The following is a 13,351-nucleotide window of genomic DNA, read 5'->3' as shown; positions in this document are numbered from 1 at the left end:
GCCCCCAGAGCCACCGGTCGGAATCAGCGCGGCGTCCCCTCCTGTGCGAGGGGCCTTTTTGTTTCAGGGGCAAGAAGGTCCGATTCCGTTGGCAGAGACCATCGATGGAGCTTTGAGGACGATGAGCGAGACGAATTCCTCCCCCGGCCCGCGCGCCGGGGGATCGCCGGCCGAGGCGGCTGCGCCGCACCGCTATACGGCCGCCATGGCCGCCGACATCGAGGCACGTTGGCAGGACTTCTGGGATGCCGAGGGCACCTATGCGACGCCCAATCCCAAGAGGGAAATGGCCGGGTCGGCCGAGGTCGTCGGCCGCCCGAAGAAGTACATCATGGACATGTTCCCGTATCCGTCGGGTGCGGGACTGCACGTCGGCCACCCGCTGGGCTACATCGCCACGGATGTCTACGCCCGGTTCCAGCGGATGACCGGTCACCACGTCCTGCACACGCTGGGCTTCGACGCGTTCGGCCTGCCCGCCGAGCAGTACGCGGTGCAGACCGGCACCCACCCGCGGGTCTCCACCGAGGCCAACATCGAAAACATGAAGGTCCAGCTGCGGCGGCTGGGTCTGGGCCACGACAAGCGCCGGTCGTTCGCCACGATCGACCCGGACTACTACCGGTGGACCCAGTGGATCTTCCTGCAGATCTTCAACTCCTGGTACGACGAGGAGGCGAAGACGGCGCGGCCGATCGCCGAGCTGGTGGCACAGTTCGAGAGCGGGGAGCGCGCGACGCCGTCCGGGCGGCCCTGGAGTGAGCTGAGCGCCGCCGAGCGCGCCGGCATCCTGGGCGAGTACCGGCTGGCGTACGCCTCCGACGCGCCGGTCAACTGGTGCCCCGGTCTGGGCACGGTGCTGGCCAACGAGGAGGTCACCGCGGAAGGCCGCTCCGAGCGCGGCAACTTCCCGGTCTTCAAGGCCAAGCTGCGTCAGTGGAACATGCGCATCACCGCCTATGCGGACCGGCTGCTGGAGGACCTGGACGCGCTGGACTGGCCCGAGGCCATCAAGCTGCAGCAGCGCAACTGGATCGGCCGCTCCGAGGGCGCCCGGATCGACTTCCCCGTGGCGGACAAGGGCGCGATCACGGTCTTCACGACCCGTCAGGACACCCTGTTCGGTGCCACGTACATGGTGCTGGCGCCCGAGCACGATCTGGTCGACGCGATCGTCCCCGCCACCTGGCCCGAGGGCACGCACCACGTGTGGACCGGCGGGCACCCCACCCCGGGCGAGGCGGTGGCCGAGTACCGCAAGCAGGCGGCGGCCAAGTCCGACGTCGAGCGGCAGGCCGAGGCGAAGGACAAGACCGGCGTCTTCACCGGTGCGTACGCCACCAATCCGGTCAGTGGCGAGCAGGTCCCGGTCTTCATCGCCGACTACGTGCTGATGGGCTACGGCACGGGCGCCATCATGGCCGTCCCGGCGCACGACAGCCGGGACTTCGTCTTCGCCCGCGCCTTCGAGCTGCCGATGCGCTGCGTCGTGGATCCCTCCACTGCATCCGACAGCTCCCCCGGAGCGAGTCGCGGCACGGATCCGACCACCTGGGACGACGCCTTCGACTCGTACGACGCGAGGATCGTCAACTCCACGGGGCCGGAGATCTCGCTGGACGGCCTGACAGTCGTCGACGCCAAGGCCCGGATGACGCAGTGGCTGACCGACCGGGGGATCGGCGAGGGAATGGTCAACTTCCGGCTGCGCGACTGGCTGTTCAGCCGGCAGCGCTACTGGGGCGAGCCGTTCCCGGTCGTCTACGACGAGGACGGCATCGCGCACGCGCTGCCCGACTCGATGCTGCCGGTCGAGCTGCCCGAGGTCGACGACTACTCGCCGCGCACCTTCGACCCGGACGACGCCGACACCTCGCCGGAGACTCCGCTGTCCCGCAACGAGGACTGGGTCGACGTCGAACTGGACCTGGGCGACGGCGTCAGGAGGTACCGCCGTGAGACCAACACCATGCCCAACTGGGCCGGTTCGTGCTGGTACGAGCTGCGCTACCTGGATCCGCACAACGACGAGAAGGTCGTCGACCCGGAGATCGAGCGGTACTGGATGGGGCCGCGGGAGGGACAGCCCGCGGGTGGCGTCGACCTGTACGTGGGCGGCGCGGAACACGCGGTGCTGCACCTGCTGTACGCCCGCTTCTGGCACAAGGTTCTGTTCGACCTGGGTCACATCTCTTCATACGAGCCGTTTCACAAGCTGTTCAATCAGGGCATGATTCAGGCCTACGTCTACCGGGACGGGCGCGGCATCGCGGTGCCTGCCGCCGAGGTGGAAGAGCGGGACGGCGCGTACTACTACCAGGGCGAGAAGGTCACCCGTCTGCTGGGCAAGATGGGCAAGTCCCTGAAGAACGCCGTCACCCCGGACGAGATCTGCGCCGAGTACGGAGCCGACACGCTGCGGCTGTACGAGATGGCGATGGGCCCGCTGGACGTCTCCCGCCCCTGGGACACGCGCGCCGTGGTCGGCCAGTACCGGCTGCTGCAGCGGCTGTGGCGGAACGTCGTGGACGAGGACACGGGCGCGGTCACCGTGGTCGACGCGGAGCCGGACGAGGAGACGCTGCGTGCCCTGCACAAGGCGATCGACGGAGTCCGTCAGGACATGGAGAACCTGCGCTTCAACACGGCCATCGCCAAGGTGACCGAGCTGAACAACCACCTGACGAAGGAGTATGGGGGCAGGCCCGCAGGGCCCTCGGTTGAGGGTGGTGGTGGGCGACGGGCGGGACGGCCGGTGCCCCGGTCGGTCGCCGAGCAGCTGGTCCTGCTGATCGCGCCGCTGGCTCCGCACATCGCCGAGGAGCTGTGGCACCGGCTGGGACGCGACTCGACGGTGGTGCACCAGGCCTTCCCCGTCGCCGACCCGTCGTACGTGGTCGACGAGACGGTGACCTGCGTCGTACAGATCAAGGGCAAGGTCAAGGCGCGCCTGGAGGTGCCGCCGTCGATCGCCGATGAGGAGCTGGAGCGGCTGGCACTGGGGGACACGGGCGTCCAGGCCGCGCTGGGCGGCGCGGACATCCGCAAGGTGATCGTGCGGGCGCCGAAGCTGGTCAACATCGTGCCCGCGTGAGCCAGGGGCTGCCTGCTGCGAGCGGTCTGCTGCTCCTGCAGGCGCGGGCCGTTGGCCGACAGTGTGTGAGCCGATCAGGCGTGCGGCCTGTGCGCCGAGTGGCTGAGGGGCCTATCGGCGTGCGGCGCCGAGGCGGCCGGTCGTGGGTTCGATGGAACCCGTGACCGGCCCCGGCCGTTTACGGTGGAAGGGTCACCGCGACACTCGGCCATCGGTTACCGGGAAGGACCGCTCATGGAAGCCGCGATCCTCATCCTCGCGCTGCTCTTCGTGGCATTCGTGGCGCTCGGCGCCTATGTGACGGTGAAAGTGGTCGGAGCGGCGAAGCGCGGAGTGGACCGTACGGTCGCTCAAGCGCGCCGTGCCGTCGAGGACACCACGCTCAGGGCGAAGCAGCTGGCCCAGCCCGGCGTGCTGGGAGACCTCGCCGAGCTGCGGGTCTCGCTGAGGACGTCGATGAGGGCCACTCAGGACGCGCTGCACGCGGCCCCGCCGGAGGACGCCGCGGTGTCGGAGGCGTCCCGGCTCTTCCAGCGGCTGAGCGCGCACGGGATCGAGCTCGACGACGACCTCAAACGCCTGGAGCGGGAGCCGGACAAGGGACGGATCACGGAGCGACTGCCCGAGCTGCGCGAGCGCACCGAGCGGATCGTCCGCCACGCGGACTCGCTGCGGTGGGCGGCACAGGACCGGGCACTGCGGTTCGCGGACGACGACCTCGCGGCGCTCGGGCGCCAGATCGACGTCGAGGCGGGGGCGCTGCGGCACTGGACGTCCGAGCCGGGGGCGCCGGGCGGCACTGAGGCGTCGGCGACGGCGGGTTCATCACGGGCCGCGGCCGACCCGGCCGTTTCCCCTGGCACGGCTTCGCAGTCCGCCGCGGCTTCCGCGGAGACTCCGGCGTCGGCGCAGGCTCGTGCGTCGGCGCAGACCCCCGGGTCGGGGAGCGGGAAGCCGGGGGCCACTCCAGCTCCGGGGAGCGACACACCGGCGCCGACTCCGACTCCGACCTGGCCGGACGTGTCCCGGCCCGACGCGGTCGCTCAGGAGCCGCCCGCGATCACCGAAGGAGATCCGCGACGGCAGTTCGCGTACCCGTGGGAGAAGGAGCGCCGACCGGAGAGCACCACCTGAGCGGTGGACGCTCGGGCGGCCCGCACTGTCGGCCATGGGCGTCCCCGGATAATCTCCCAGTCATGTCCCCCCGTGTCGCCATCATCACCGATTCCACGGCCTACCTGCCGCAGCAGGCGATGGAGCGGCACGGCATCATCGCGGTGCCGCTGACCGTGGTACTCGGCAACAGGGCGCTGGAAGAGGGCACCGAGGTTTCGGCCCGCTCCGTCGCCCAGGCGCTGCAGCGCCGCACCTCGGTGACGACCTCCCGGCCCAGCCCCGCAGCCTTCGCCGCGACGTACCGGTCCGTCGCGGAGGCGGGCGCGGAGGGCATCGTGTCACTGCACCTGTCCGCCGAGATGTCCGGCACGTACGACGCAGCGGTGCTCGCGGCGCGGGAGGTCCCCGTGCCGGTACGGGTGGTGGACACCGGAATGGTCGCCATGGCGCTCGGCTTCTGTGCCCTGGCGGCGGCGGAGACGGTGGAAGCGGGCGGCACTTTGGACGAGGCCGTGGTCGCGGCCGAGAAGCGCGCCGAGGGCACCTCGGCGTACTTCTACGTCGACACCCTCGACTACTTGCGGCGCGGTGGCCGGATCGGGGCGGCGCAGGCCCTGCTCGGCTCGGCTCTCGCGGTGAAGCCGCTGCTGCAGTTGGACGGCGGCCGCATCGAACTGCTGGAGAAGGTGCGCACGGCGTCCAAGGCCATCGCCCGGCTCGAGGAACTCGTGGTCGGGCGGGCGGGCTCGAGTCCGGTGGACATCGCGGTCCACCATCTGGCCGCGGCGGACCGGGCCGAGCAGCTCGCCGCCCGCCTGCGCAACCGGGTGCCCGGCCTGGCCGAGCTGCACGTCAGCGAGGTGGGCGCGGTGATCGGCGCCCATACGGGCCCGGGTCTGCTGGGTGCGGTTCTGTCGCCGAGGAGCTGAACGAACGCCCCTCGTGCGGCCGCAGTTGTCGCGTGCCTGGTGACGGACGGCGGCACATCGCTCGTGCGGGTGATGGATTTATCCACAACTGGCAAGTTTTCCACGGAAACTGGAGCTGCTCAGCAGGCACCGCGGATCGCGCCTACGGTCGACGGTCATGGACATTCGATCACGCACCGTGACCAGTGGGCCGGGTCGTGCGCCCGGTTCCGATCAGCGAGCCCGGCGACGCCATGCCGCGCGCCGGGCGAACGGATGGAGTCGTGCGGGCCGTACCGCTCGTATGCACGCCGCGGCGGCATGCGGCCAGGCGACGGTCCGCGAGCGCGCGGCCACGCTCTTCGTCCAACCTCCGCCGCGGGCCGGGGCAGCCGAGCTCGCTCCCCCTGGCCGTGCCCCCTCATGGGTGACCGGGACGGGTGGTCGGCCCACCTCGGACGCCGATGCGCTCGTGGTGCGAGCAGGCCCAGCCCGCGTGACGCTGCCCCCGGCCAAGGAGGCATGCGTGACGGCGACGCCGACGGATACGGTGCCGTCCGCCCGCTCACCTGCAGGACGCGGCGCCGCGGTTGGGCAGGCGAACGCTCGGCCGAATTCGGATGCCACCCCCGGCGCGAGTCCCCAGGGCGAAGTGACCTCTGGTCCTCCGGCGGGGGACGGTGACGGCACCGACACAGGCGCAGTCCGGCGGCGTACGCACTGGTGGCTCGCGGTCCGCGAACGGCTGCCGCTATGGGTTCAGTTAAGGTGCGGCATCGACCCGCGGGCGCTCGTGGCGCTCGCTGTCGTGCTCGCGTTCTTCGGAGCGTTCGCGGTGTATCAGCACTGGACGGGGCGACCGCAGACCGTGCGGGCACCGTCGGCCGAGCCATCGGCGGGTCCTGCGCCCGTCTCCGTCCCCGCTGTGCCCCCCGCACCGAGCGACGCCCCGGGCTCGCCCACACGTGGCATGGACCGCCGCATCGTGGTCGATGTGGCGGGCAAGGTCCGCAGGCCCGGTATTCACCGGTTGCCCGCCGGTGCTCGCGTCGCCGACGCGCTGCGCGCGGCGGGCGGGGTGCGCCCGGGCACCGACACCCGGACATTGAACCGGGCCCGGCTGCTCAGCGACGGTGAGCAGGTCGTCGTCGGCGGTGCGGCACCCGCTGGGGCCGGTGCGGGTTCGGCGCCATCCGATCCGGGCGGCGCTCCGGGCGCCGCCGCGGGCCCCGTCAGCCTCAACGCCGCCACTGCGGAACAACTCGACGCGCTGCCCGGCGTCGGACCCGTACTGGCCCAGCACATCCTCGACTACCGCGAACAGAACGGGGGTTTCCGATCTGTCGACCAACTCCGTGACGTTCACGGCATCGGTGCACGCCGCTTCGCCGAACTCCAACCCCTCGTGCAGCCATGAACCGCTCCGCCGTGCGGACGGCGCACGACGACTGCCGCGGACCGTCCGACCCCCGGCAGGAAGGACCCACCGACCTGCGCCTCATCCCACCGGCCCTCGCCGCTTGGGCCACGGCGGCGGTGGCGGTGAGCATTCCCACCGCGTGGGCGCTCCTCGGCGCCGCCGGCTGCCTGGCCACGGCGATGGCGCTGCTGCTGTGGTGGCGAGCCGGCGCGCGGGCAGGCCGTGGGCGGTCATCCGGCCTCGGCGGGCGCCGGGGCGGAAGCGACGGTCCGGGCCGTAGGGACGCCCCGGAGGGGAGCCCTCGCCGGCCGCGTGTGGAACGGCGCGGAGGTGGTCCTCCTGACGGTAGTGATCCTTCTCCTGACGGAGGCCCAGTTCCGGGCACGGGTTGTGTGGTTCCCGGAGCGTTGGGAGCCGGCCTCGGTACCCGCGGGGGAGACATCGCGGCCGGGCGGTCACACCGTGAGCGCGGTGGCCCGCGCTACGCAGCCGTGACGGCCCTCCTCTGCGCCGCAGCCGCGGCGACGTCAGGTGCTCTGACCGCCGCCGACCTGCATCGCGGCCCACTGCCCAGTTGGCCCGGCAATACGCCGATGCCACCGTGGAGTTGACCGTGACCGGCGATCCACGCCTGACCCGCCCCCGAGTCCGGGGCGCGCAGCGCGCGCCCGCCGCGGTTGTCGTGGAGGCCGAAGCGCTGCGCGTGACGAGCCCGGACGGCACGGACACTGCGGTACGGACCCCTGTGCTCGTCACCGTGCAGCCGCGCGGCTCCCTCGTGGATGCGGGCGATCGGGACGCGGCGCGCCGTCCCGCGTACATCCCTCCGTCCTCGGACGCGGATCCTGACGCAGACCCAGCCCCGAACCCAGCCCTGGACCCAGCCCTGGACCCGGACGCAGATCCGGGGCCGGACCGGGAGCCGGACCCAGGTCGGTCCCCGCCCGACGCACATGCTCAGGGCCCACACGTTGCGCACGTCGCGCCGCAGGATGACTGGTTACGGCTGCTGCCGTCCACGCGGCTGCGCGTGCGGGCGCGCACTGCGCCGCCGCTGCCCGGCGCCGGCGGTGAACCGGTCGCCGTCGTCCTGCGCGTGACCGATGACGGACCCCCGCAGGTGATCGGCGCTCCGAGCGCCGTGCAGCGGATTGCCGGTGACCTGCGCGCCGGACTGCGGGAAGCGACCGACCGCCTGTCGCCCGACGCCCGCGCCCTGTTGCCGGGGCTCGTCGTCGGGGACACGTCCCGTATCCCGCCCGAGCTGGACGAGGCCTTCCGGGCCACCGACCTCACCCATCTGCTTGCCGTTTCAGGGGCCAACCTCACCATCGTGCTCGCGCTGCTCATCGGGCCACCGCATCTCGCCCTCCGCGCCGAGCGGCGCGGACTCGCGCCGTGGCTCGGGATCCCCTTGCGCAGTACCGCACTCCTCGGTGGGCTGCTCACCCTCGCCTTCGTGATCGTCTGCCGTCCTGAGCCCAGCGTGCTGCGCGCGGCAGCCTGCGGCCTCGTCGCTCTGTTCGCCATTGCGACCGGCCGCCGCCGATCCCTGCTCCCGGCCCTCGCCACGGTCGTGCTGCTGCTGGTCCTGTACGACCCATGGCTCGCGCGGTCGTACGGCTTTCTGCTCTCCGTGCTGGCCACGGCCGCGCTCCTGACGATCGCGCCACGCTGGAGCGCCGCGCTGCAGTCGCGCGGGATGCCGCCGAGGCTCGCCGAGGTGCTGGCGGCTGCGGCGGCCGCGCAGACGGTCTGCGCACCCGTCGTCGCCGTGCTGGCCGCGCGGGTCAGCCTGGTGGCCATCCCCTGCAATCTGCTGGCCGAGATCGCGGTCGCGCCCGCGACCGTCCTCGGCTTCGCCGCGCTGGCGGCCGCTTCCGTGGCCATGCCCGTCGCCAGGGGGATCGCCTGGCTCGGCAGCTGGCCCGTCGAGTGGATCGCGGGCATCGCCCGCACCGGTGCCGCGCTCCCCGGAGCCGAACTGGACTGGCCGGGCGGCTGGTCCGGAGGCCTGTTGCTGGCCGCCGTGACCGGGGCGGCCGTCCTCGCGGCTCGCCGTCTGCTGCGTCACCCCTGGGTCTGTACGGCGGCGGCCCTGCTCCTCCTCCTGGCGATCACGCGCCCGGCGCCCCTGCCACGGCTGCTCACCGGCTGGCCGCCGCCCCGCTGGAAGTTCGCGGTCTGCGACGTGGGCCAGGGCGACGCGCTCGTGCTGTGGGCGGGCCGCGGCACGGCGGTGGTCGTGGACGCCGGCCCCGACCCCCGGTTCGCCGACCTCTGTCTGCGCGCCCTGGGTGTGACCCGCATTCCCCTGGTGGTGCTCACGCACTTCCACGCCGACCACGTAGCCGGTCTGCCCGGAGTGCTGCGCGGCCGGGCGGTCGGCGCGATCGAGACCACCACGCTCGAGGAACCCGCCGACCAGGCCAAGTTCGTACGACGCGTGGCGGCCGGGGCACGCCTCCCGCTGGTCCGCACCGCACCGGGGGAGCGGCGGCTCGGACCGCTCCGATGGAGCGTCCTGTGGCCGCCCGCACCACAGCCTGCACCGCTCCCCACCACGCCTCGGCCTCCGTCGCAGCGGCCTTCCCTTCCCGCACCGTTCGCGACACTCGGCGGGGCGAACGACGCCAGTGTCACGCTTTTGGTCCGCACTTCCGGACTCACGCTGCTCCTGCTCGGCGACCTCGAACCGCCCGCGCAGCAGCGCCTGTTGGCCACCGTTCCCGAACTGCCGCCCGTGGACGTCCTCAAGGTCGCCCATCACGGTTCCGCGTACCAGGACTCGGGCCTCCTCGACCGGGTCCGTCCCCGGCTCGCCCTGATCTCCTGCGGCGAGGACAACCCGTACGGCCATCCGTCCCCCCGCACCGTCGCCGCACTCCGCCGCAGCGGCGCGACCGTACTGCGCACCGACACCGACGGTGCGATCGCCGTGACGGGCGCAGGACCCCGGCTGTCCGTCGCCGTCAGAGGCGGCAGAGCTACTCCGTCTCCACCCAGCCGTCGTACTCCGCGACGAACGCGTCGAGTGCCGTCGCGTCGAGGTGGCGCGCCGGGTCCTCGACGACGACCAGCCACTGGGCGTCCTCGGCGTCGTCCTCACCCGCCAGGGCGTCCCGTACGAGCTGTGGCCGCTCGGCGACGCCGAACCTGTGGGCGAGGGCTTCGGCCACTTCCTCCGCAGCATCGCGGTCGGGCAGCACCAGTACATGTCGAACGTCGCTCACCCGGTCATTCTCCGGCACGACCGGAAGTTGTCCGGCCGGGGGTGTCAGTGGCCCATGGGATGCTGGACAGCGATGGCCACAAGGAATGCGCCGACGACTCGGCCCGACGATCCGCTCGCCCCCGTCACGCTCGCCGTGGGGCAGGAGGAGCTGCTGCTCGACCGCGCCGTGCAGCAGGTGGTCGCGGCGGCGCGCGCCGTCGACGCGGACACCGATGTGCGCGATCTGACTCCCGAAGCCCTGCAGCCCGGCACGCTGGCGCAGCTGACCAGCCCATCGCTCTTCGCCGAGCGCAAGGTCGTGGTGGTCCGGAACGCCCAGGACCTCTCGGCGGACGCGATCAAGGACATCAAGGCCTATCTCGCCACCCCCGCCGAGGAGATCACCCTCGTCCTCCTCCATGCCGGTGGCGCCAAGGGCAAAGGGCTGCTCGACGCGGCCCGCAAGGCAGGAGCCCGGGAGATCGCCTGCCCCAAGATGACCAAGCCCGCCGACCGGCTGACGTTCGTACGGTCGGAGTTCCGCACCGCCGGCCGGTCCGCGACGCCGGGGGCGTGCCAGGCGCTGGTGGACGCGATCGGCAGTGATCTGCGGGAGCTCGCCTGCGCCTGCTCCCAGCTCGCCGCCGACGTCGAGGGCACCATCGACGAGGCCGTCGTCGCCCTCTACTACACCGGCCGGGCGGAGGCGTCGAGCTTCACGGTCGCCGACCGCGCGGTGGAAGGCCGGGCCGCGGAAGCGCTCGAAGCGCTTCGCTGGGCCATCGGGACGGGCGTGGCCCCGGTCCTGATCACCAGCGCGCTCGCCCAGGGGGTGCGGGCCATCGGCAAGCTCGCATCCGCTCCGCGCGGGATGCGTCCCGGCGACCTGGCCCGCGAGCTGGGCATGCCGCCCTGGAAGATCGACCGCGTGCGGCAGCAGATGCGTGGCTGGTCCGCCGACGGCGTCTCGGCCGCGCTGCGGGCCGTGGCCGAGGCGGACGGCGCGGTGAAGGGCGGCGGGGACGACCCGGAGTACGCCCTCGAGAAGGCCGTCGTTGCGATCGCCCGCGCAGCGCGCCCCGCCCGCCGCTGATCCCGCCGCTCCAGCTCAATTCTCCAGGCCCGGCCCCGGACCGCGGGCTCCGCGCCCCGCCCTGGACCACAGCCGCGCCGAGCTTGGACCCGCGGGGCCCACCCCCAGCCCTCGACCGACCGTGCCGGCGGTCGCGCTCCTCGTCGCAGCACACAGGGGGCGACCAGGCACACCTGAAGGGACATGTGGAGCAGCACATGCCGAAGGCCCGCCGCCTCGTCCTGAGGAGGGGTTTCAGTGCCGGAACGTCCCGCTCGCCCCACCCGCCGACGTGACCTGTTCGCCGGGTCGGCGCCGTAGCACGCCGCCGCCGTCGAACTGCGGGTGGCGGGCGAGCCAGTCCAGGTACGCCGGGCTGCGGCCGACCGCCGCCGCGTACGCGTCCGTGGCGAAGGCCACCACGTGCCGGGTGGCTTGCGCGATCTGCTCCGAGCGGCGCCACACGAGGGTGTGCCGGACGGTCAGAGGCGAGCCCGCCAGCGGGCGGATCGCGATGCCCGCCGTCTCCCGGAAGGTGGCCTGCCCCAGCCCAACGCAGTGCCCTTCGCTGATCAGGTCGCGTGCGCCAGTCGCCTCCGTCTCGTGGACGACCCGCGGGGTGAAGCCAGCCCGGCGGCACAGGGGCGTGAAGCACTCGCGCAGGCCGTTGTCGTCCAGCGGCGGCAGCACCCAGGTGGCGTCGGCGAGTTCGGCTAACTGAACCTCACGCTGGGTGGCCGTGGCGTCGGCGGCGGGCAGCAGGGCGAATGCCGGTTCCACGGCGACGACATGGCACTCCAGTTCCGGGCCGAACTGCAGCGGACACTGCTCGTAGTCGATGACGCTTGCGAACTCCAGGTGGCGGTGGGCCACTAGCCGGGCCAGCACATTGGAGGAGGACTCGGTGCGCAGGGTCACCTCGCCCGCGAAGTGCTCGTTCAGCCGGCGCAGCGTGCCCGCCATCAACGGCCCCGGCACCGCGCCGTAGCGAATGCGGGGCTGCTCCCCCTCCTCGGTGTAGCGCATGGTCTCGTAGTGCAGTTCCTCCATGGCCGACAGCACCTGGCGGGCCCTGGCGAGGACGAACTCCCCCAGCGGCGTCGGCACCACCCCCTGCCGGTCGCGCACGAAGAGGCGTCCGCCGATCCGGCGCTCGATCCGCTGCAACTGGCCGGTCAGCGACGGCTGGGACACCCCCAGCGCAGCTGCGGCGCGCGTCACGCTGCCCGCCTCCGCGATCGCGGAGACCGCTCGCAGGTGGCGGGCTTCGATGACCATAGGGCGACCCTATGTACGGCTCGGATTAGCGGCAAGAGCGCTCTCAGACGAGAGTTGACGCACCGACCGGGCCGGCACCGATCCGGCACCGCAAGGGCGGTTGTCGCCGACGGCAGATCGCCGGCGTGGCGACCTGCGCCGGTCGATCGAGCGTCATGGTCCGCGTCCGCCCGGAACGCCCCCGGCGGACCGTGGCCACTTCCGCCAGCGAGCCGGCCGACGGGAAGTCATCATGGTGAATGCCGAGGCAGTGTCGCACGAGGTCATGCGGGCCGTCGTCCGGCACCGACGCAGGGCGCGGAACTCCGCCCAGTGCGCCACCGACCCGTGTGATGCCTGCCTCTTGCCGCACCTGGGGACGGTCAGGTCATCCGTGGAGTCGGGCGCGCCCATCGTGTTCGTCCTGCCGGGATTCCCCTGCAAGTCGCCCAATCCGTCCAAAGTGCTCGGCGTGCTGCCGGACATGGCCGAGGAACTCGCACTCGACTTCCTCGACAGCCTGTGCCGACGGATCGGTGAGATCCACGCGCCCGGCGCGCACGTCGTCATCTGCTCCGACGGGCGGGTCTTCAGCGACCTGATCAACGTGCCGGACGAGCACGTCACCGCCTACCACAGCACACTCCAGCGCATCATCGACGGGCGCCATGCGCAGACGCTCTCGCAGTTCAGCATCGACGACCTCCCCCGCATGCGGTGCCTCCCGCACGACCGCATGCGCCGGATGCTGGACGAGATCTACGCGGAGGCGCCGGAGGAGATCCGGCGCGAGGTACGCGGCGGGGGCGAACCGCTTCGGCTCTACCGCGCGATCACGCGGTTCCTCTTCGAGGACGGGCTCACCCCGGGCCGTCACGGCAGCCGCAGGGCACTGCAACGGGACGCCAGGCAGCGGGCCTACGGCGTCATCCGGCGCAGCCGGGCGTGGGGCGCACTGGTCGCGGACCGCTACCCCTCGGCGGTCCGGCTGTCCATCCATCCGCAGAGCTGCGGCTCGGCGAAGTTCGGCATCAGGCTGACGGCAGAGAACGACGACTGGCTCACCCCGTGGCACGGGGTCGCCGTCGAGATGGACGGGCGTTTCGTGCTGCGGGGGCGCGCCGAGGCGGAGCGGATCGGCGCGCGGCTGGTCCACCGCGACGGCAGGCCCAGCCACTACACCACTACGTCGCCGCACCCGCCGGACGACGAGAGCCGGCTCGTACGCCCCGCCCTCCTGTCCTGAGCCCCCGCCCGCCGCAGGCGGCAG

Annotated in this window: 8 protein-coding genes and 1 pseudogene; 7 read left to right on the top strand and 2 right to left on the bottom strand. The window is 72.4% G+C overall.

Going from position 1 to position 13,351, the window contains the following annotated elements; all coding sequences use genetic code 11:
• The first annotated feature begins 121 nt into the window (after positions 1-121).
• The 5 genes and pseudogenes from leuS to ACTWQI_RS02540 all read left to right on the top strand — a co-directional run.
• Positions 122-3,094: a leucine--tRNA ligase gene (gene leuS / locus ACTWQI_RS02560; protein WP_443266948.1), complete on the top strand. Its 2,973-nt coding sequence runs from the start codon at positions 122-124 to the stop codon at positions 3,092-3,094.
• A gap of 234 nt (positions 3,095-3,328) precedes the next feature.
• Complete coding sequence (locus ACTWQI_RS02555) at positions 3,329-4,228, top strand: hypothetical protein (RefSeq protein ID WP_443266946.1); 900 nt, start codon at positions 3,329-3,331, stop codon at positions 4,226-4,228.
• Between the two features lie 62 nt (positions 4,229-4,290).
• Positions 4,291-5,139 carry a DegV family protein gene (locus ACTWQI_RS02550; protein WP_443266944.1) on the top strand — a complete coding sequence of 283 codons (849 nt, stop codon included), beginning with the start codon at positions 4,291-4,293 and terminating at the stop codon, positions 5,137-5,139.
• A gap of 949 nt (positions 5,140-6,088) precedes the next feature.
• Positions 6,089-6,535, top strand: coding sequence for a helix-hairpin-helix domain-containing protein (locus tag ACTWQI_RS02545; RefSeq protein ID WP_443266942.1), 447 nt, complete (start codon positions 6,089-6,091; stop codon positions 6,533-6,535).
• A 182-nt stretch (positions 6,536-6,717) separates the two neighbouring features.
• Positions 6,718-9,515: pseudogene (locus ACTWQI_RS02540) on the top strand (ComEC/Rec2 family competence protein); the annotation flags it as partial.
• 10 nt (positions 9,516-9,525) lie between these two features.
• Here ACTWQI_RS02540 and ACTWQI_RS02535 read toward each other — a convergent pair.
• A complete protein-coding gene (locus ACTWQI_RS02535; RefSeq protein WP_443266940.1) occupies positions 9,526-9,771 on the bottom strand; it encodes a hypothetical protein in 246 nt (81 codons plus the stop codon).
• 72 nt (positions 9,772-9,843) lie between these two features.
• Between ACTWQI_RS02535 and holA the strand changes: the two genes are divergently transcribed.
• Positions 9,844-10,845, top strand: a complete 1,002-nt coding sequence (gene holA, locus ACTWQI_RS02530; protein ID WP_443266938.1) for a DNA polymerase III subunit delta — start codon at positions 9,844-9,846, stop codon at positions 10,843-10,845.
• A gap of 234 nt (positions 10,846-11,079) precedes the next feature.
• Here holA and ACTWQI_RS02525 read toward each other — a convergent pair whose 3' ends face one another.
• Positions 11,080-12,102 (bottom strand): LysR family transcriptional regulator, encoded by a 1,023-nt coding sequence (locus tag ACTWQI_RS02525; protein ID WP_443266936.1) that lies wholly within the window; start codon positions 12,100-12,102, stop codon positions 11,080-11,082.
• A gap of 232 nt (positions 12,103-12,334) precedes the next feature.
• On the opposite strand from ACTWQI_RS02525, the gene ACTWQI_RS02520 reads away from it, so the two are divergent.
• On the top strand, positions 12,335-13,327 hold the full coding sequence (locus ACTWQI_RS02520; RefSeq protein ID WP_443266934.1) for an L-tyrosine/L-tryptophan isonitrile synthase family protein: 993 nt from the start codon (positions 12,335-12,337) through the stop codon (positions 13,325-13,327).
• Positions 13,328-13,351 lie beyond the last annotated feature (24 nt).

It is taken from the genome of Streptomyces sp. KR80, assembly GCF_052245555.1.
Taxonomy (GTDB): domain Bacteria; phylum Actinomycetota; class Actinomycetes; order Streptomycetales; family Streptomycetaceae; genus Streptomyces.
This window is presented reverse-complemented; position numbering and strand designations above follow the sequence as displayed.